Source organism: Rhodanobacter spathiphylli B39 (assembly GCF_000264295.1).
In the GTDB taxonomy this organism is placed as follows: Bacteria; Pseudomonadota; Gammaproteobacteria; order Xanthomonadales; family Rhodanobacteraceae; genus Rhodanobacter; species Rhodanobacter spathiphylli.
Genome location: NZ_AJXT01000012.1, coordinates 135,134 through 154,138 on the forward strand (window position 1 = coordinate 135,134; position 19,005 = coordinate 154,138).

Annotated in this window: 14 protein-coding genes; 1 reads left to right on the top strand and 13 read right to left on the bottom strand. The window is 69.2% G+C overall.

All coding sequences use genetic code 11. The annotated features are described in order from the left end of the window. Nucleotides 1–40 precede the first annotated feature (40 nt). The 12 genes from hrpB to gspE form a co-directional block, all read right to left on the bottom strand. Nucleotides 41–2,563: an ATP-dependent helicase HrpB gene (hrpB, locus tag UU7_RS07230; protein ID WP_007806826.1), complete on the bottom strand. Its 2,523-nt coding sequence runs from the start codon at nucleotides 2,561–2,563 to the stop codon at nucleotides 41–43. Between the two features lie 61 nt (nucleotides 2,564–2,624). Further along, on the bottom strand, nucleotides 2,625–5,273 hold the full coding sequence (gene gspD, locus UU7_RS07235; protein ID WP_007806828.1) for a type II secretion system secretin GspD: 2,649 nt from the start codon (nucleotides 5,271–5,273) through the stop codon (nucleotides 2,625–2,627). Between the two features lie 3 nt (nucleotides 5,274–5,276). After that, a complete protein-coding gene (locus UU7_RS07240; RefSeq protein ID WP_007806830.1) occupies nucleotides 5,277–5,951 on the bottom strand; it encodes a hypothetical protein in 675 nt (224 codons plus the stop codon). Beyond that, entirely contained in the window at nucleotides 5,948–6,595 is a 648-nt protein-coding gene (gene gspM, locus UU7_RS07245; protein ID WP_007806832.1) for a type II secretion system protein GspM, read from the bottom strand. Before gspM ends, UU7_RS07240 begins: the two co-directional genes overlap by 4 nt. Beyond that, the gene (locus tag UU7_RS07250) at nucleotides 6,592–7,761 is read right to left on the bottom strand and encodes a PilN domain-containing protein (protein ID WP_007806834.1); all 1,170 of its coding nucleotides are present in this window, start codon (nucleotides 7,759–7,761) and stop codon (nucleotides 6,592–6,594) included. The genes gspM and UU7_RS07250 overlap by 4 nt, the downstream gene beginning before the upstream one ends. After that, nucleotides 7,758–8,627 (bottom strand): type II secretion system minor pseudopilin, encoded by an 870-nt coding sequence (locus UU7_RS07255; RefSeq protein WP_007806835.1) that lies wholly within the window; start codon nucleotides 8,625–8,627, stop codon nucleotides 7,758–7,760. Before UU7_RS07255 ends, UU7_RS07250 begins: the two co-directional genes overlap by 4 nt. Further along, nucleotides 8,624–9,280, bottom strand: a complete 657-nt coding sequence (locus tag UU7_RS07260; protein ID WP_007806837.1) for a prepilin-type N-terminal cleavage/methylation domain-containing protein — start codon at nucleotides 9,278–9,280, stop codon at nucleotides 8,624–8,626. The genes UU7_RS07255 and UU7_RS07260 overlap by 4 nt, the downstream gene beginning before the upstream one ends. Next, on the bottom strand, nucleotides 9,277–9,699 hold the full coding sequence (locus UU7_RS07265) for a type IV pilus modification PilV family protein (protein WP_040673037.1): 423 nt from the start codon (nucleotides 9,697–9,699) through the stop codon (nucleotides 9,277–9,279). The genes UU7_RS07260 and UU7_RS07265 overlap by 4 nt, the downstream gene beginning before the upstream one ends. Nucleotides 9,700–9,782: 83 nt before the next feature. After that, nucleotides 9,783–10,238: a GspH/FimT family pseudopilin gene (locus UU7_RS07270; RefSeq protein ID WP_007806841.1), complete on the bottom strand. Its 456-nt coding sequence runs from the start codon at nucleotides 10,236–10,238 to the stop codon at nucleotides 9,783–9,785. 170 nt (nucleotides 10,239–10,408) lie between these two features. After that, entirely contained in the window at nucleotides 10,409–10,813 is a 405-nt protein-coding gene (gene gspG, locus UU7_RS07275) for a type II secretion system major pseudopilin GspG (RefSeq protein ID WP_157581975.1), read from the bottom strand. Nucleotides 10,814–10,945: 132 nt separating this feature from the next. Beyond that, entirely contained in the window at nucleotides 10,946–12,163 is a 1,218-nt protein-coding gene (gene gspF / locus UU7_RS07280) for a type II secretion system inner membrane protein GspF (RefSeq protein WP_007806844.1), read from the bottom strand. A gap of 1 nt (nucleotide 12,164) precedes the next feature. Continuing rightward, complete coding sequence (gspE, locus tag UU7_RS07285; RefSeq protein WP_040673022.1) at nucleotides 12,165–13,898, bottom strand: type II secretion system ATPase GspE; 1,734 nt, start codon at nucleotides 13,896–13,898, stop codon at nucleotides 12,165–12,167. 364 nt (nucleotides 13,899–14,262) lie between these two features. Between gspE and UU7_RS07290 the strand changes: the two genes are divergently transcribed. After that, entirely contained in the window at nucleotides 14,263–17,019 is a 2,757-nt protein-coding gene (locus UU7_RS07290) for a Calx-beta domain-containing protein (protein ID WP_157581978.1), read from the top strand. A 238-nt stretch (nucleotides 17,020–17,257) separates the two neighbouring features. Here the strand turns inward: UU7_RS07290 and UU7_RS07295 are convergent. Beyond that, nucleotides 17,258–19,005 (bottom strand): YadA family autotransporter adhesin (locus UU7_RS07295; protein WP_007806850.1); only part of this gene is annotated, 1,748 nt, incomplete at its 5' end.

A 19,005-nucleotide genomic window follows, 5' to 3' on the forward strand; every position in this document is an offset into this window, starting at 1 on the left:
AGAGCGGCATGTGCTCTGACCGTTACGAGCCGCACACGGATCAGCGTCGCTCACGGGGTTTCGCGCGGTGCGTCGGCGTGGCGGTCCACGGATCATCGGGCCAGGGGTGGCGCGGATAGCGGCCCTTCATTTCCTTCCTGACCTCGGGATAGGTGCGCTCCCAGAACCCCTTCAGATCCTGGGTCACCTGGATCGGTCGTCCCGCCGGCGACAGCAGGTGCAGGGTGACCGGCACGCGACCGCCGCCCACCCGCGGGGTGTCGGCCAGGCCGAACAGCTCCTGCAGTTTCACCGCCAGCACCGGCGGCCCGTCTTCGGCGTATTCCAGCCGGCGCGGCTGACCGCTGGGCACCACCAGACTTTCCGGTGCCTGCGCATCCAGCATGCGACGCTGCTGGTGATCCAGACGCGACGCCAGCGCCTGGGACAGATCCTCCGGCCCCAGCGCATCGAGTCGATGACGTCCCGCCAGGCACGGCGCCAGCCAGTCCTCCAGCGAAGCCAGCAAGGCGGCACCGGAAACATCGGGCAGGCCGAGCTCGGGCATCCACTGGCGCAGGGCCTGCATCCGTGCGCGCAGGCGCCGCGCGTGGTCACTCCACGGCAAACTGTCGATGCCCCGCGCACGAACGGCGGCGAGCAGCGCGGGCAAGGCGTCGGACGGTTTCACCGGGACACTGTGACGTTCCAGCACGATCGCGCCGAAACGCGATTCGTCGAAGGCCTCGGCGGCACCGCGCTGCTCGTTCCAGCGCAGGCTGCGTTCGCGGCTGAAGCGGGCCGGGAAGTCGCGCTCCAGCACGCGCGGGTCCAGCGGCGCCGCGGCCAGGATCAGGCTGTCGCGACTGTCGCGGCGCAACTCGATGACGACCAGCCACGGCTCGCCCAGCAAGGCGGTGTTCTCGTGCAGGCGCGCGCCGCGGCCATTGGCCAGCGTGTAGCGCGTGGGATTGCTGTCATCGCGGCGCGCCACCCGGTCGGGAAAGGCGTGCAGCAGCAGATCGCCGACACTGTGGCTGTGCGGCACGCCACTGGCGGCGCTGCGCACGTCGAGGCGACGACGCCAGCCCTTGCTGGCCTGCTCGATCGCCGCCAGCGCACCGGCGTCCGCGTCACGTGCCTGGACACCGCGACGGTCGCGCCAGGCATGCAGCGCAGCGAGGCGCACGCGCAGGTCATCGTTGCGCGCCTGTTCGCCGCGCATCGGCGAACGGGCATCGAGCAAGGCCAGCAGGTCGGCCACCAGCGCGTGCAACGACGGCGGCGCATGCAGGGCGGCCGCCGCCATGCGCGGACTGGCGCCGAGTTCGAGCATGCGCTTGCCCAACGTGGTGATGCGGCCATCGTCGCCCAGAGCACCCAGTTGCTGCAGCAGTTCGCGCGCCTGCGCCAGCGCGCCGGCCGGCGGTGGATCGAGCCAGGGCAGGTCGGATTCGCTGCTGGCGGTGATGCCCCAGGCCGCCAGTTCCAGCGCCAGCGGGGACAGCTCGGCCTGGGCGATCTCCGCGGTGCGCGCCGGTTCCAGCCGGCGGCTCTGCGGCCACAGCCGATACGCCGTGCCTTCCGCCACGCGACCGGCGCGGCCGGCGCGCTGGTCGGCCGAGGCCTGCGAAATGGTCACCGTCTCCAGCCGGGTGAAGCCGGAGTTCGGGTCGAAACGCGGCTCGCGCGCCAGGCCGCTGTCGACCACCGCGCGAATGCCCGGCAAGGTGATGCTGGACTCGGCCACGTTGGTGGCCAGCACCACGCGGCGCAGGCCCGACTCCGCCGGCACCAGCGCCGCCTGCTGATCGATCAGCGAAAGTTCGCCATGCAGCGCCAGCACGTCGACGTCGTCGCGCGTCAGGGTCTGCGCCAGCACCGCCTGCACGCGGGCGATCTCGCGGCGGCCGGGCAGGAAGGCCAGCACGTCGCCGTCGTTTTCCTCCAGCGCCTGACGCACCACCCGCGCCAGCTGGTGTTCGATCACCTCCTGCGTGCGCGCCGGCGGATGTTCGATGCGCACCGCGAAGCTGCGGCCGGGGCTGGACAGCCGCGGCGCGTCCAGCCATTGGGCGATGCGCTCGCCGTCCAGCGTGGCCGACATCAGCAGCAGGCGCAGCCCGGGCCGCAAGGTGGCCTGCAGGTCCAGCGCCAGCGCGGCGCCGAGATCACCGGCGAGATGGCGTTCGTGGAATTCGTCGAACACGATCGCGCCGATCCCGGCCAGCTCCGGATCGTGCTGAATCAACCGGGTGAGGATGCCTTCGGTGACCACTTCGATGCGGGTCGCCGCGCTCACCTTCGACTCGAAGCGGATGCGGTAGCCGACCGTCTGCCCGACCACCTCGCCAAGCTGCTGCGCCATGAACTGCGCGGCGGAGCGTGCCGCGATCCGGCGTGGCTCCAGCATCACGATCTTCTGCCCGGCCAGCCAGTCGGCGTCGAGCAGGGCCAGCGGCACCTGGGTGGTCTTGCCCGCGCCCGGCGGCGCTTCCAGCACCAGCCGCGGATGCGTCGCCAGCGCGGCGACGATCTGCGGCAGCAGTTCGGTGATCGGAAAGGTCGGCGTGGATGCAGTCATCCACGCGAATGATAGTGGCTGCAGGCGGAACAGGCCCGGCCTGCTCCGCGATGGCGTGGCGTTATGGCGACTTCACCGGTGCACGGCAATCGGCCAGGCGCTTGCGCGCCAGCTCCAGGCCCTTCGCATCCTGCGCATGCTGGCGCGCCTCGATGACCACCTGCCAGTTGCGTTCGCACAGCTGGCCCTGATGCGTGCCCTGTTGCCACGACTGGATCGCCAGGTTCTGCGCGTTCAGATAGTCGCCCTTGCCCAGCGCCAGTTCCGCATGCTGCTGCATCTGTTCGGGCCAGCTCGGCACCGGTGGCGGTGGCGATTGCGGTTGGGGCACAGCCGGCAGCGGCACGGTGGTGGCCGCTGCCGTGGGAACGAGTTCGCCCGACTTGCGCAGCGGGGTCAGCGATTCGAACTTGTTCTGGTAGTCGTCGGTGATCTGCTTGGCATCGGCGCCGCCGCGGATCACCCGCGGCGTGATCAGCACGATCAGCTCGGTGCGGTTGCGGCTGCGATTGGTGCTGCCGAACAGCCGCCCCAGCACGGGGATGCGGTTGAGCCCGGGAATGCCCGTGTCGGTGTTGCCTTCGGCCTGCTCGATCAGGCCGCCCAGCAGCACGGTCTGGCCGCTCTGCACGGCCACCTGGGTGGCCAGCTTGCGCTGCGAGATCGCCGGGTTGCCATTGACCAGCGCCACCGTGCGGTCGGCCTGGCTCACTTCCTGGCTGATGTTCATGTAGACCAGGCCGCCGGGATTGATCCGCGGCTGCACGTTGAGGATCACGCCGGTGTTGAGGTACTTCACCTCGCTCTGGCTGGTCGTGTTGCCGAGACCGGAGTTCACGCTGACCGAATTGATCGGGATGCTGTTGCCGACCTGGATGCTGGCGGTCTGGTTGTTCATCACCACCATCGACGGCGCTGACAGCGTCTTGGTGTTGCCGCTGGTCTCCATCGCGCGCACGGCGACCTGCAGGTTGCTGTTGAGGAAGGAGTAGAAGAACGGCTCGCCACCGAACGCGTTGCCGCCCTGGCCCAGGCCGATCTGGCGATGGCGGTAGGGCTGGCCCGGCACGAGTACCGAGTTGCCGCTGTCGTCGCTGGTGGTGGTGCTGCCGGTGAGGCCTTCCAGGTACCACTGCACGCCGAACTGGAATTCGCCGGTGAGGTTCACTTCCAGGATGCGCGTCTCGATCTGCACCTGCATCGGCACGTTGTCGAGCTTGCCGATCGCCGACTTGATCTCTTCCCACTGCGAGGGCCGCGCGCGCACCAGCAACTGGTTGTTGCTGTCGACCGAACTGATCCGCACGCTGCCGTCGCTGGAGCTGTACTGCTGGTCGCCGGCGGCGCCGTTGCCACCGGCGGCATTGCCGAAGCTGCTGCCCGAGGTGCTGCCGAAACCGCCGCTGGTGCCGCTGCCGCCGGCATCGCGAGCGCCACCCATGTTCAGGCCGCCATTGCTGTCGGTGCCATTGATGCCGCCACTGATGCCGCCGTTGCGCGAGCCATCCGACGCGTTGCCGAAGGCGCCGGCGGTGCTGCCCATGCTGGTGCCGCCGGCGCTCTCGGCGCTGCCCAGGGTGGCGCCGGTGAGGCCCGGGCCGACCTGGCCGCCGCTGTCGCCGGTGCCGCCGCCACCGGCGCCGTTGGTGTAGATGTTGGCCAGGTAACGGGCCAGGTCCGAGGCCTTGATGTTGCGCACGTCGTAGACGAACAGCTGCGGCTCGTTGCCACCGCCACGATCGATGCGGGCGATCCAGTCGCCCACTTCGCGCAGGTAGTCGGGCTGGGTGCTGATCACCACCAGCGCATTGGTCCGCTCGATCGGGATGAAGCGCAGCATGCCGGCCAGCGGGGTGTCACCGTGCACGCCGAACATGCCGTCCAGCTTGGGCATCAGGTCGCCGACCGTGGCGTACTGCAGGTTGAACACGCCCACCGACATGCCACGCAGCCAGTCGACGTCGAAGGTGCGCACCATGCTCTGGTAGTTGGCCAGCTCCTGCGGCGTGCCCGACATCACCAGCAGGTTGCGCGCCGGGTCCGCCAGCAAGGTGGCGTCGGGCCGCGCGAACGGCTTGATCAGCTTCTGCATCTCGGTGGCCGAGATGTAGCGCAGCGGGAACAGCCGCGCCTGCAGTCCGCCCTGCGGCGCGGTGGCGCCCAGGCTGGGCACCAGGTTGCCGGCCACCGCGTCCTTCTGCGGCATCACCACGTAGCCGCCGTCGCGATGCACCAGCGCGTTGCCGGTCCAGCCCAGCAGGGTTTCGAGGATCGGCAGCGCCTGGCCGGCGTCGACCGGCTCGGAGGTGGAGAACGAAATGTTGCCCTGCACGCCGGGCACGATGGTGTAGTTCTGCTTCAGCAGGTCGCCGAGGATCGCCTTGACCACCGCCTGCACCGGCTGGTTCTCGAAGTTGAAAGTCACCGCGCCACTGCCGCTGGCCGCGGGCCTGGGCGTGGCCAGCGCGCCGGGATGGATGAACTGGCCGCTGCCGTGGCTGATCTCGGGGCTCGCCGTGGCCTCGGCACCACTGGCCACGCTGGTGTTCAACGGCAACGGCGCCGGCACCGGGTTCTGCGTGCCGGCCATCGCCTCGCGCTGCAGGGCGCCGTCGTCATGCGGCTGCGGCAGGCTGGCGCAACCGGCCACGCCGACCACGAAGGCGAGCGTGGCGGCGCGCAGGGTTTGCTGGGTGAGCGTGCGGAACATGGATCAACGTACTCCTTCGTTGGCCGCGGCGGCGCGGGCGGCCCGACGTTTCTGGATATTCTGGCGCAGGCGCTCGGCCGGCGATTCGCGCGGCGATTCGGGCGTGGCGCGGTTGGGCATCGGCGGCACCGGCGGCGCGGAACGACTCGGCGCGGCACCTTCACCGGAGGCATTCCGATCGGCGCCGCGCGGCGGGTCGATCGGCGCGCCGGCAGGCAGCTTCAGTTCGGTGCGGCCTCCGGAGGCATCGAAGATCGCCGAGCGGGCACGCACCTCGACCAGCTTCACGCTGCCGTCGGGCAGCGATTCGCCTTCGCGCAGGCGCACTTCGCGGTCGGCCTGGCGATCGTGCAGCAAGGCCATGCGCAATGCTGGCGTGAGGATCACGCCGGTGAGTTCGAGGTCGCCGAGCTGGCTGCCGCCATCGGCCGCGGAAGCCGTCGGCTTGCGGTCGGGCGCGAACAGCGGCTTCTGCCAGACCAGGGCGAACTGCTGCAGCGGCAACGGCTGCGGCAGGTTGGCGGGATTGCCGGCCGGCGGCAGCGGCGCGCGTGCGCGTGGCTCGTCCCAGTGCACCCCACGACCGACCCCCAGCAGCAGGGCCAGCAGCAGCGCCGCCAGCGCGATGGCGCCGAGCATCAGCCAGGGCGTGAGACGACGCTGGGCGGCCGCGTTCATGGCGCGTCTCCCGTCGAAGCCACTGGCGTGCCGGGCGATGCGGGCGCGGCCCGCGCCGGCCGCACATAGCCGGACAGGGTGAACTGCACTTCCAGCGGTACCGCGCCACCCTGCTGGGCGGCCACCGGATTTCGATAGATGCTGAGGTCGTCGATGAACAGATACGGCGTGCCCTGCTCCAGCGCCTGCATCACCGCGGCCAGCGGCTCGATGTCGCAGCTCAGGCTGATGCTCACCGCGGCCTTGCGATACGGTTCGCCGGCGGCCGGCGCGGGACTGGGCAGCGGCATCTTCTGGCTCACCGTGCACGATCCGCTGCCGGCGTGCGCCGCGACCACGTCGACCACGCGCTGCATGAGGTCCGCCGAAGCGGTGTTGGGATCGTCCGCCGAGAGGAACGCGCTGCTGGCCGCCTGGCCGGCACCGAGCGCGGCGATCCGCTGCAGCAGCGCGGGCTTCTCGGCGATCGCGGCGGCGTAGCGGCTCTGCGTGTCGCGCAGGTCGGCCATCTCGCCGCGGATCTGCTGCAACGGCGCCACGAACCACCAGTGCAGCAATACGAAGTAGGCCAGCAGCAGCACGAGCAGCAGCAGGAGCACCGCCGCGATGCGGCTGTCGCGCCGGTTCATCGCCGCCAGCTTCATGGCGTGCCCCCGGCACTCGCGGCACTCGGCGCAGGCGGCTTCGGCTGGTTGACCCGGGCGGTGAGGTAGAAGCGCTCCTTGCCGGTGGTGGGATCGGGCTGGATGCTGCCCTGGAAACTGGCGTCGGTGATCAGGCGCGAATCCTTCAAGGTGTCGAGCAGTTTCGCAGCCTGCTGGCTCTGCCCCTGGAAGCCGATCTGGCCGGTGTTGTCCACGCTGAGGCGTTCCAGCCACGCGCTGTCGGGCAGGCGCGCGGTGGCGTCTTCGAGCACGCTGAGCATCGCCACGCTGTTCTTCTTGCGCTGGGCCAGGAAGCCGGCGGCGCCGGCGTTGTCCTGCAGCTGCTGGCGCAGCGCGGCCACCTGCTGCGCTTCGCCGCGCATGCCTTCGACTTCCGTGCGCATCTGCTCCAGCGCCAGCTGCCGGTTGTGCAGCCATTCGCCCAGCACGCAGGCCAGCAATACCACCACGGCCGCGGCCAGCAGCAGGTTGAGCCGGCGCCGCGGATGCGCATGGCGCGGCACCTGCGCCGCCGGCAACAGGTTCACGCCGAGGCGGCCATGGCCATCGGCCACGTCCACCGCGTCCACACTGATCGACTGTGCCTGCAGACGCGCCAGCACGGGATCGAGGACGTCGCGGGTGACCACCACCAGTTCCGCGTTGAAGCGCCCGGCCGGCGCCGCCGTCGCCAGCTCGCGCACGGCGTAGTGCACCTGGGCCAGGTTGAACGGGGTCTGCCGGTCCATCTCGAAACCGGCCACCTGCATCAGGTTGTCGCGTGCCGCCAGCGGCAGGCTCAGCGTGCGCCGCAGCACCAGGGCGGACGGCAGCACCAGGGCCAAGCGCAGATCCTCGCGATCGACGCGTTGCAGTGCATCGCGCAACGCCGTCGGCGGCTTGCCGGCGCCGTCGATGCCCGGCTCCGTTTCATCCCAGCTCGACAGCAGCCCGGCGTGACCGTTGCGGCGCAGATCCCAGCGGGGGCCGGCGCACTGCAGCAGGTACCAGTCGGCGCCGCTGCCGAAGGCACCGCGCCAGCGCGACGGCAGCAGCGCACGCAGCTCGCCACCCCACCAGTGCAGGAAACCCGGCAACGGCGAGGCACGCCAACTGCGGCGTACGACATCGACCAGCGGCCGCAGTGACTGCGTTGCCGAACTCATTCCGCCTCCCCTTCCTGCCAGCGCAAGACGGCGTACGGTTGCGCCTGCCCCGCCTGCAGGCGAATCGTGGCGCGCAGGACCGCGCGCGTGCCGTCGGCCAGCGTAGCCTCGGACCGGATACTATGCGTTGTTCCGCTGCCCAGAACCAGCTGCGGGTCCTTTGCGTTCTGCTGCCGTGCAGCCTCGATCTGCTGGCGCTGTTCCGGCGTCATCCCCGGGATCGCCGCCAGCGCCAGCGGCGGCGCGGTGTTCGGATCGGGGCTGGAACTGCCGGACCAGATCGTCAGCGCCGGCGCCAGCAGCCGGTACAGCGAGGGCGTGACGCCCAGCACCATCTGCAACTCCTCGACACTAGCGAACGGGCCGTGGCGCGGACCGTAGTTTCTCCCGGCCGCGAGGTACCCGGCCCGGGCGCTGGCGTCATCGCCTTCCACCGCCGGCAGGCTGCGCCAGTCGACCACGTGATCGACCAGTGCCTGCGCCGGTGCAGGCTTCAAACCGGCCGCCTGGAACAGCGCCAGCAGCACCTCGGGCGAGGCCGCGTTGAGATCGACCTTGCCGCCTTCATCGATGGCGCGCACGGTGATCGTCGCGTTGTCGTAATGGAAGGTGTAGACCCGCCCATCGGCCATCCAGCGCTGCTTCGCCTGCGGGTCCTGCAGGGCATAGGCCGCCCGCATCAGGCCGGCCTCGGCCGCGTAGTGCGCCTGGGTCTGGGCGAACTGGTAGCGCGCCTGCAGGCCCTCGGTGCGCGCCAGCGCGGCATAGCCGCCGAGCAGGATCGCCAGCAGGGTGCACGCCCACAACACCAGCAGCAGCGCGACGCCGCGCTGACGCCCGTGCAGGTGCGGCGCCGCCCGCCTCATCGCAGGCTCCCGCCGCGCAGGCCCATGCGCACCAGTCCGGCCGGCGAGGCATTCACCCGCAGCGGCACCTCGAACTGCGGCCACTCGACGGTGCCGCTCACCTGCAGCTCGACCCGCACCAGTTGCGGCAGCACGCGGCCATCGGCCCAGGTCGGCGACCACGCCACCGCGGCGCCTTTCGAATCGACGCCGCGATAGCTGAAGCTGCCGCTGCTGACGTGATCGACCAGCACCTGCGGATCGCCCAGCGCCTGCGGCGGCTGGCCATCGGGCGGCAGCAAGGACAGGCTGAGTTCCAGCCGCTGGCCGCCGTGGTCATCGTCGACCAGGCGCAGCTGCTGCAGTTGCGGACCGAGCTTGCCCAGGTAACCGGGCAGCGGCGCCACGTAGCGCATCTCCCGGGCACTGCCGACGAAGTAGACCGGTTCGCCATGATCGGTGCGATCGATCGGCTGGGCCAGGCTCTGCGCCAGTTCGCGGCGCAGGAACTGCTGGGCCGAGCGCACCTGGTCCAGCCGCTCGATCGCCGCCGTGCCGGAGCGCACGCTGTGCGTGGCGGTGCGGATGCCCGAATACACGCCGACCAGCAACAAGGCCAGCAACACCAGCGAGGCGAGCACTTCGAGCAGGGTGAAACCGGCCTGCCGTTTCATGGCGCGGCCTGCGCCTGGCCCGAGGCCAGTGGACCACCCAGCCGCAGGGTGCGGAAGTGGGCCGCCCGCGGATGGGCCTGCGGCCCCCACGAGACGGTGAGGTCGAGCTGATACAGCTGCAGCGGCGCGCCCGGCACCGCGGGGCCGCCCGTGTTCCACGGCCGCACGTCGAGCTGCCAGCGGTACTGCGTATCGAAGCGGCCGGAACGATTGCCCGGCTTCACCGCCTCGCCCACGAAGGCACTGTCCAGCAGGCTGCGCGCACGCATCGCTGCCTGGCTGTATTCCGCCGCATTGCGGGTCAGGCCGATCGACGCGCCGGCCACCTTCATCAGGGCGGTGAACGCGATCGCCAGCAGCATGATCGCGGCGATCACTTCCAGCAGGCTGAAGCCGCGTTGGCGCCGGGAATGGGGAATCGGGAACGGGGAATGGCAAAAGCGGGCAGCCGGCGCTGGCGCGCCTTGCCGAACCCCGATTCCCGAATCCCGATTCCCGGGTTTCATCGGGAAGCCACCGCATCGACCACCCGCACTTCGCCGGTCAGCCACGACACGTTGACGTGCCACTCGCGCTGGCCGCTGTGCAAGGTGATGCGGCCACCGGTGGAGCTGCCATCGGGGAAGAAGCGGATGCGCCCGGTGTGGTCGTTCGGCTGGTCTTCCTTCGCGCTGGTGATGCTGATGTGCATGCCGACGGGCAGCTGCACGTCGTGCCGCCTCGCATCGTCGTAGCTGTTCGCCCGGGTATCGACGTCGAAGTGCTGCTCCTGCCCGCGCACGATCGCCTGCGCCCGGGTGGCGCGCAGCGCGCCGGCCAGTTCGCCGCTGGCCGCGCGCACCCGCGCACTGGCCAGGCCTTGGGTCACCGACACCGACACCGCTGCCACCGCGATGCCGATCAGCAGGATCACCGCCAGCATTTCCAGCAGGGTGAAGCCCCCGCTCTTATGAAACAAAGCGCTTCTTGCCTTCGCCTCCTCCCCCGCTCCGCGGGGGAGGATTGAGGAGGGGGCAGCGCACCCCGCGCGCCCGGAACGGGAAACAGGGAACAGGGAATGGGCAGAGCAGGCAAGCGTGTGAGCGCACGCTTTTCCGATTCCCGATTCCCCATTCCCGATTCCCAGCTTCATTGCCAGTTGCCCACGTCCTTGCTGTAGCCGTCGCCGCCGGGCTTGCCGTCCTGGCCGTAGAAGATCAGGTCGAAGCTGCCGTTCTGGCCCGGGTACTGGTAGCCGAAGGCATGGCCCCACGGGTCCTTCAGTTCGGAGGCCTTGGCATACGGCCCCTGCCAGTTCGCCGCGTTCGGCGGCCGGGTCACCAGGCCGTCGAGCTGCTGCGGCGGGGTGCCGTTGTCCAGCGCGTAGTTCTCGATCTTCTGGCTCAGCGTCATCAGCTGCGACTTGCCGGCGCCGTACTTGCCCTTGTCGACGTTCTTGCCGACCTGGGTCACCACCACCGCGCCGATGATGCCGATCAGCACGATCACCGCGAGCATTTCGAGCAAGGTGAAGCCCCCGCTCTTATGAAACAAGGCGCTTCTTGCCTTCGTCTCCTCCCCCGCTCCGCGGGGGAGGATTGAGGAGGGGGCAACGCCACGCGCGCGCCCATTCCCTATTCCCTGCCCCACAAATCCCGAAAGCTTCATCATTGCCCTACTCCTCGGTTACTGGATATTGCTGGTCAGACTCAACAGCGGCAGCAGGATCGCGGCCATGATGATCGCCACCAGCACGGTCATCACGATGGTCAGCGCCGGTACCAGTGCAGCCAGCAGACGATCGATCGCGCGACGGGACTCAAGTTCAAACGTGTCGGCGACTTTCAACAGCATGGTGTCGAGCTGGCCGGCTTCCTCGCCGACCTGCACCATCTGCATCGCCAGTCGCGGAAACAGTTTCGACTGGCCCAGCGCCAGGCTCAGGCCGGCGCCGCCCTTGACCTGTTCCTGCGCCGCGGCCAGGGCCGCGTCGAGCGCGCGATTGCCGGTGACCTGGCGCGCGATGCTCAGCGCGTTCAGCAGCGGCACGCCATTCTTCAGCAGGGTGCCCAGGGTGCGGGCGATCCGTGCCGTCTCCACCTTCAGCAGCAGCGGCCCGACCAGGCGCATGTGCAGCAGGCGGCCATGCCAGGCCTGCCGCGCCGCGGGATCGCGCAGGTGCGCGCGCCAGCCGAACAAGCCGCCGCCAAGCAGCAGCAGGATCAGCCACCACCAGGCCTGCAGCGTGTTGCCCACGGTCAGCACGGCCTGGGTGATCCACGGAATCGGTACCTGCATGTCCTCGAAGATCGGCACGAACTGCGGCACCACGTAGGCCAGCAGCAGCACCAGCGAACCGAGCACGCCGACCAGCAGGAAGGCCGGGTAGATCAGCGCATTGACGATGCTGCCGCGCATCGCCTGGGCGCGCTCGAGGTAGTCGGCCAGGCGGCGCAGGGTTTCCTCCAGCGAGCCGCCCGCTTCGCCGGCGCGCACCAGGCTCACGTAGAGCTTGGGAAACACGCCGTGTTCCTCGTCGAGCGCGGAGGACAGCGTGTTGCCGCCCCGCACCCGATCGCGCACGCGTTCGATCAGCTTCTTCGCGTGCTCGCCCTCGGGCAGGTCGAGCAGGATGCCCAGCGCGCGGTCCAGTGGCTGGCCGGCGCCCAGCAGGGTCGCCAGCTGATGGGTGAACTGGGCCAGCTGGTCGCCGTTGAACGGCCCGCGCTTGAACAGCGCGACCAAGCCGCTGCCACCGCCCGCACCATCGGCCGGCAGCGCTTCCAGCGGCGTGTGGCCCTGGTCCTGCAACCGGCCGATCACTTCCTCGACACTGGCCGCCTCCATCTGGCCCTGCAGCGTCTCGCCGGCGTCGTTGACCGCCTTGTAACGGAACTGCGCCACCTCAGCCTTCCTGCGTCACGCGCAGGACCTCTTCCAGCGTGGTGATGCCGGCCACGGCCTTGGCGATGCCGTCCTCGTACATCGTGCGCATGCCTTCGGCGCGGGCCTGCTTCTCGATCTCGCCCTCGTTGGCGCGCTGCATCACCAGGCGGCGCAGCGGGTCGCTCATGGTGAGGAATTCCATGATCGCGCGGCGGCCGCGGTAGCCACTGGGGTTGGCTGCGCTGGTGCCGGGTTTCCACAGCCGGATCGGCCGCTCGTCGGTGTATTTCTCCAGCTCGAACTGTTCGATCACCTCGGGCAGCGCCTCGTAGGCAATCGCGGTTTCCGGATCGAGCCGGCGCACCAGCCGCTGCGCCAGGATGCCGTTGATGGTGGAGCCGAGCAGGTAATCCTCCACGCCCATGTCGAGCAGGCGGGTGACGCCGCCGGCCGCGGAGTTGGTGTGCAGCGTGGACAGCACCAGGTGGCCGGTCAGCGCGGACTGGATCGCGATGCGGCAGGTTTCCAGGTCGCGCATTTCGCCGATCATGATCACGTCCGGGTCCTGGCGCATGATCGAGCGCAGGGCGCCGGAGAAATCCAGCCCGATCTGCGGCTTCACCTGGATCTGATTGATGCCTTCGAGCTGGTATTCGACCGGGTCCTCGACGGTGATGATCTTCACGTCGTTGGTGTTGATCTGGCTCAGCGCGGTGTACAGCGTGGTGGTCTTGCCCGAGCCGGTGGGGCCGGTGACCAGCAGGATGCCGTGCGGCTTGTTCAGCACCTCGACGAAGCGCTGCTGGAAGCTGTCGGTGAAGCCCAGCGACTCGAAATCGAACACCACCGATTCGCGGTCCAGGATGCGCATCACCACCGATTCGCCGAAGCTGGTCGGCACGGTGGACACGCGCAGGTCCAGCTCCTTGCCCTGCACGCGCAACTGGATGCGGCCGTCCTGCGGCAGGCGGCGCTCGGCAATGTTGAGCCGCGCCATGATCTTCACGCGCGAGATCACCGCGGCGGTCGACGACGACGGCGGCGCTTCCACTTCGTGCAATACGCCGTCGATGCGGTAGCGCACCTTCAGCCGGTTCTCGAACGGTTCGATATGGACGTCCGAAGCGCGCTGCTCCACCGCGCGCTGAAGAATGAGATTGACCAGCCGGATGACGGGGGCCTCGGAGGCGAGGTCGCGCAGGTGCTCGACGTCGTCCTCTTCGGCGGCGCTGCCGTCGAGGTTCTCCACGATGGTGCCCATCGCGGAACGGCCGGAGCCGTAGTAGCGCTCGATCAGGCCGTCGATTTCCGAACGCAGGCCCACCCGCAATGCCACCGGCCGCCCGGCGGCCAACTGCACCGCCTGCAAGGGATACGGATCGGCCGGATCGGCGACGATCAACGCCAGCCCGTGGGCTTCGTCCTGCACCGGCACCACGTGCTGCTGCTTGAGGAAACGCAGCGACAGCTCCAGATCCGCCGGCGGCAGTTCCGGCGCATCACGCGCGGACAGCAGCGGCACCTGCAGCAGTTCGGCCCAGCCCTCGGCCAGATCGCGCTCGGACACCAGGCCAAGACGCGCCATCAGCGTGGTCAGCGTGCCTTCGGTCGACTCCTCGTGCAGCCGGCGCGCGCGCACCAGATCGCCTTCCTTCAGGCGACCACGCGCCACCAGCCACGCGCAGACTTCCGCCTCGCGATCCTCCACGGCCATGCTCGCCCCGCCGACCGCCGGCTCAATCACTGCCGACATCCTCCACCCCGCTTGAGTGCACGCGAAACCGTCGACGCCCTGGGGCGAAAACGGCAAACGTCATAGGTATCACATCCGGCCAGGCGCATGCGAATGGCCCGGGATTCGGCCCGCATGCCGTTCATCCCTGGCGCGGCCCTCCATTGTGCCGAGTTCACCGGCGCAATGGCGGCATCGCGCCTAGGAAAAATTCCTGTTCGGCGCCGTTGCGGTTGCCAGTCCGGCAGCTTCCTTCGAAACTGCCGAAGCCGTCGCAAAGTCATCGCCCCGGGCCGGGGTATGACTGAGCTGTCATTGCGCCGTCACGGACAGTGGTCAGGTTGCGGGAAGGGGAATCCGCCAACACATCGAGGGAAATCACGTCATGATGCCTATGCGTCGCGCCGCGGGAATGGCGCTGTGTCTGTTTGCCGCGGCGCTTCCCGCGCTGGCCGCGGATCTCACGATCAGCAATTTCCGCGTACGCGGACCGGCCGGCGGCAACGATGAATTCGTCGAGCTGCACAACGGCTCGCCCAGCGCACTCGACGTGGGTGGCTACACCCTGCTCGGCTCGAACGACAGCGGCACCACCGGCACACGTGCGACGCTGCCATCGGGTACGTCGATCGCGCCGGGCTGCTACCTGTTGCTGACCAACGGCTCCAGCAGCGGCTACTCCGGCAGCGTGGGCGGCGACGTGATCTACAAGACCGGCATCACCGACACCGGCGGCCTGGCGATCGCCGATGCCGGCGGCACGGTGCTGGACCAGGTCGGCCTCAGCGGCGGCTCGGCCTATGGCGAAGGCACGCGGCTGGCCTCGCTGGGCTCGACCAATGCCGACCGCTCGTATGCCCGCATCAGCAACGCGGCCGGGCTGGTGCAGGACACCGGCGACAACGCGACGGACTTCAGCCTGCAGTCGCCCTCGGCGCCGCACAACGCCGGCAGCGGCTGTTCGGACCTCGGCCTCGGCGTGTCGGTGGCCGATGCTTTGATCGACGAGGGCGACAGCAGCACCACCGCGCTCGATTTCAGCCTCACTTTGAGCAAGCCGGCGCCGGCGCCGGTGCAGGTGCGCGTGCGTACGGCCGATGGCGCGGCCACCGTGGCCGATGGCGACTACGACGCGCTGGACCAGGTGGTGACCTTTGCCACCGGTGACACGGTGCAGAAGATCACCGTCACCGTGCACGGCGACACGAAGATCGAACCGGACGAAGACTTCGCGGTGCAGCTGAGCGAGCCGTCCAGCGGCCTGGCGATTGCCCGCGGCGAGGCAATCGGCGGCATCCTCAACGACGATGCGGCCCAGGTCGAGATCTTCCAGATCCAGGGCAATGGGGACAGCTCGCCGTTCACCGGCCAGCCGGTGATCACCCGCAACAACATCGTCACCAGTGTCGGTCCGGCCGGCTTCACCATGCAGACGCCTGACCGCCGCGACGACCACGTCCGGCTGACCTCGAACGGTGTATACGTGTTCACCGGCAGCGCTCCGACGGTGAAGACCGGTGACGCGGTGGACGTGCGCGCCCGCGTGGCCGAGTACTACGGGCTGACCGAACTGACCGGCCCCAGCATCAGCGTGCGCAGCTCGGGCAACCGGCTGCCGCTGCCGGTGCTGTTCGGTCGCAACCTGCCGTCGACCGATCCGGCGAACCTGTCCTGCGGCACGACCAATTTCGAATGCTTCGAGGGCATGCGCGTCCTGATCGTCAACGGCATCGTCGACCGCGGCAACCAGCGCTACGGCAACGATCCGTTCGCCGAGGTCTTCGTCAGTGCCGGCGGCAGCCGTTCGCTGCGTTCGCAGGGCGTCACCTTCGGCCTGCCGGCGTCGGACCTGCACTCCGGCGTGTGGGACGGCAACCCGGAAGTCTTCGAAATGGACGCCGATGCCCTCGGCGCGGTGCCGACCGGCACCGGGATCAACGGCGGCGCGCGGTTCATCGCCGAAGGCGTGATGAGCTACAGCTTCGGCGACTACGACTTCCAACCGACCAAGTTGCACATCCTCGACGCCAACACGATGCCGCGCCCGGTGCATGACTGGCGGGGCCCCGATGGCCTGCGCGTGGGCAACCTCAACATGCTGCGGCTGTGCGACACCGATGGCGACAACAGCACCTATGAGTGCGGTGATCAGGGCACGCCGACGACGGACGAATTGCAGCTCAAGCTGCAGCGACTGTCTGCCTACATCGGCGGCGTATTGAAGCTGCCCGACGTGCTGGGCGCCGAGGAGGTGGAAAACCTGTCCGTGCTCGAACTGCTGGCCGCGCAACTGAACGGCGACTACGGCGTGCACTATTCCGCGCACCTGGTCGACGGGCACGATCCCAGCGGCATCGACGTGGGCTTCCTGGTGCAGGATGACCGCGTGCAGATCGCCAGCGTGAGCCAACTTGGCTACGACGCGACCTGGGTGGACCCGGGCACCGGCCAGTCGACCTATCTGCACGACCGTCCGCCGTTGCTGCTCGAAGGCACCAGGCTGGGCAAGGGCAGCTTTTCGTTCCGCCTGATGGTGGTGCACCCGAAGTCGCTGATCGGCGTGGATGGCGGGGCGGATGCCACCCGCAACCGCCTCAAGCGCTTCAACGGCGCGGTGGACATCGCGCAGCGGGTGCAGGCGCTGCAGACCGACGCGAAGTCCGCTTTCGAACCGCTGGTGGTGCTGGGCGACTTCAACGCCTATCCGTTCACCGACGGCTGGACCGACGTGGTCGGCGCGATCGCCGGCACCTACGACGACAGCGCCAACCTGCTCGACCTCGGCGGCAACATCGTGAAGCCGGCGCTGTGGAATGCGGTGCAGTCGGTGGCCCCGAACGACCGCTACTCGTTCCTGTTCACCCAGCAGCTCGGCCAGATCCAGGGCTATCAGAGCACCGGCTCGTTCGACTCCGGCCGTGACGTTCCGGTAGCCCAGGTGCTCGACCAGGCGCTGCTCGATCGCCTCGCCCAGCGCTGCTTCCGCGGTTTCGAATACGGTCGCGGCAATCTGGATGCCCCCGACCAGGTCCAGGACGACGCGGCCGCCGCGACCGATCTCCGCAAGGCCATCGGCGTTTCCGACCACGACGGCTTCGTGCTCGACCTGGCCTGCCCGGGACTGGCTCACGGACACCACTGAGGCTTCATCGCGTCACGACAGAAAGGCCCGCCCAGGCGGGCCTTTCCTTTTCCCGGAATCCCTCCGCGCAGCAGCCGGACGGGACCTGCTTCATCGCGACCTGCGCATGGACACGTGACTGCCGCCTCACGCGATGGCGGCGGGCCTCGGCCACCAAAGAAAACCGGCGCACATGGGCGCCGGTTCCTGTCTTCTCTCGCGCATGTCCGGGCCTTTCCGCAGGGCCCGGCGGCCTGATTTACCAGCCGAAGCCCACGCCCACGCCACCGGAGGTTTCCTTGCCACTGACCGCCGCACCGAAGGTCAGGTTGGCCCTCGGCGACAACTGCCGCGAGTAGCCTACCGCCAGCGCTGCGGTGCTGCCGTAACCACCCATGCCCACGCCCACCCGGTTCGGCGTGTTGATGCCCTGGGTGCTGAACGCCATCTGCGCCATCGCCGTGCCCATCGCACCGACCTGGTTCACGCGCTTGTCCATGGCGCGGAAGCGGTTGTTGGTGTCGTTGCGCAGCGAGTTCACGTCTGCCGTGCTGGCGATGTTGGCGAACTTCTGGTCGGTATACGCATTGGCGCTCTGCAGGGTCTGCTGGGCGTTGGCGTCGCTGTAGTCCTTCGCGCTGACCAGGGCTTGCTGCACCTGGCCGAAGTTCGCCGCGTCGGTGGCCTGGGTACCCGCCGCCACGTTGGTGATCTGGCGGTTGTTTGCCGCCGTGCCCACCGACACCGTGTTGGCACGATCGGCCAGCGAGCCCTGGCCCAGGGCTACCGCACTGGCAGCCGTGGCCGAACTGCCCTGGCCGATCGCCGTGCCCGACGCCGCGCTCACCGATGCGCCTTCGCCGATCGCCACCGCGTTGGTCGCCGTCGCCGCGATCGTGGTATTGGCACCCACCGCGGTGCTGCCATCGGCATTCACCTTCGCATTGCCGCCGATCGCGGTGTCGTTCGGGCCCGCCGCGTAGCTGTCGCCGCCGATCGCCGTGCCGTGGTCACCGCCCACCTCGGCATTCGAGCCGATCGCCACGCCACGCGAGCCGGCCAGCACCGAAGCGTCGTCGCTGCCATCGCCCACGGTATCGATCGCCACCGCGCCAAGCTCCTGCGTGCTCTGCTGCAGATCGCCGATCTGCCCCTCGATGCCGGTGACCCGACCGTCCAGGTCGACGATCGCCTGGGCGTTGGCATCGGTCTTCGCATCCACCTGGTCCAGCTGTTGCCGGTTCACCGCATCTGTGGCGGCAACGCCGTCGGCGACGTTGTGAATTGCCGTGCCATCGGCACCGCCCAGGGTAATCGAGTCCTGTGCCACACCGTCGTACTTCACCGCCGCCGCGTCCGTCTGGTCGATCTGCGACTGCAGCGTGCCCAATTGACCCACGGTGGCTGCGTCGGTGGCATCCACGCCATCGGCGACGTTGACGATACGGCGCTCGGCGCCTGCGCTGCCGACGGAGACGGTGTCGACCTGATCGGCGATGGAACCGGCACCCAGCGCCACGCTGTTGTCCGCCTGGGCCCAGGCACCATCGCCAAGGGCCACCGCATCGGTGCCGTCGCTTTCCGCACCCACGCCGGCGGCCAGCGAGAAATCACCCACCGCCACCGAGCTGTAGCCAAGTGCGGTGGCCAGGAACCCCTGGGCCACGCTGTAGCCACCCACGGCCACCGTACCGGCATCCAGCGCACCGCTGTCGAAACCCAGTGCCATCGACTGCTCGCCGATGGCGCCGCCATACCCGTTGCTGTCCTGCGCACCCATCGCGATGGCATACGCGCCTTCGGCGTAGCTGTCCGCGCCCACCGCCGTGGCGCTGGTGCCCAGCGCGGTCGCGTTGTTGCCCATCGCGGTGGCCGCGTCGGCGCCGGTGTAGGCCGCCCCGCCCAGCGACGTGGCGCCCGCGCCGATCGCGAAGGCGCCGTTGCCGACCGCCGTGGCGTTGTCACCGATGCCCGCGGCCTGGTAGCCCAGCGCCATCGCCCCGCGAC

Excerpts from the sequence above, each read along its gene's own strand:
- hrpB (WP_007806826.1), bottom strand. The coding sequence starts at position 2,563 with ATGACTGCATCCACGCCGACCTTTCCGATCACCGAACTGCTGCCGCAG.
- gspD (WP_007806828.1), bottom strand. The coding sequence starts at position 5,273 with ATGTTCCGCACGCTCACCCAGCAAACCCTGCGCGCCGCCACGCTCGCC.
- UU7_RS07240 (WP_007806830.1), bottom strand. The coding sequence starts at position 5,951 with ATGAACGCGGCCGCCCAGCGTCGTCTCACGCCCTGGCTGATGCTCGGC.
- gspM (WP_007806832.1), bottom strand. The coding sequence starts at position 6,595 with ATGAAGCTGGCGGCGATGAACCGGCGCGACAGCCGCATCGCGGCGGTG.
- UU7_RS07250 (WP_007806834.1), bottom strand. The coding sequence starts at position 7,761 with ATGAGTTCGGCAACGCAGTCACTGCGGCCGCTGGTCGATGTCGTACGC.
- UU7_RS07255 (WP_007806835.1), bottom strand. The coding sequence starts at position 8,627 with ATGAGGCGGGCGGCGCCGCACCTGCACGGGCGTCAGCGCGGCGTCGCG.
- UU7_RS07260 (WP_007806837.1), bottom strand. The coding sequence starts at position 9,280 with ATGAAACGGCAGGCCGGTTTCACCCTGCTCGAAGTGCTCGCCTCGCTG.
- gspE (WP_040673022.1), bottom strand. The coding sequence starts at position 13,898 with ATGTCGGCAGTGATTGAGCCGGCGGTCGGCGGGGCGAGCATGGCCGTG.
- UU7_RS07290 (WP_157581978.1), top strand. The coding sequence starts at position 14,263 with ATGATGCCTATGCGTCGCGCCGCGGGAATGGCGCTGTGTCTGTTTGCC.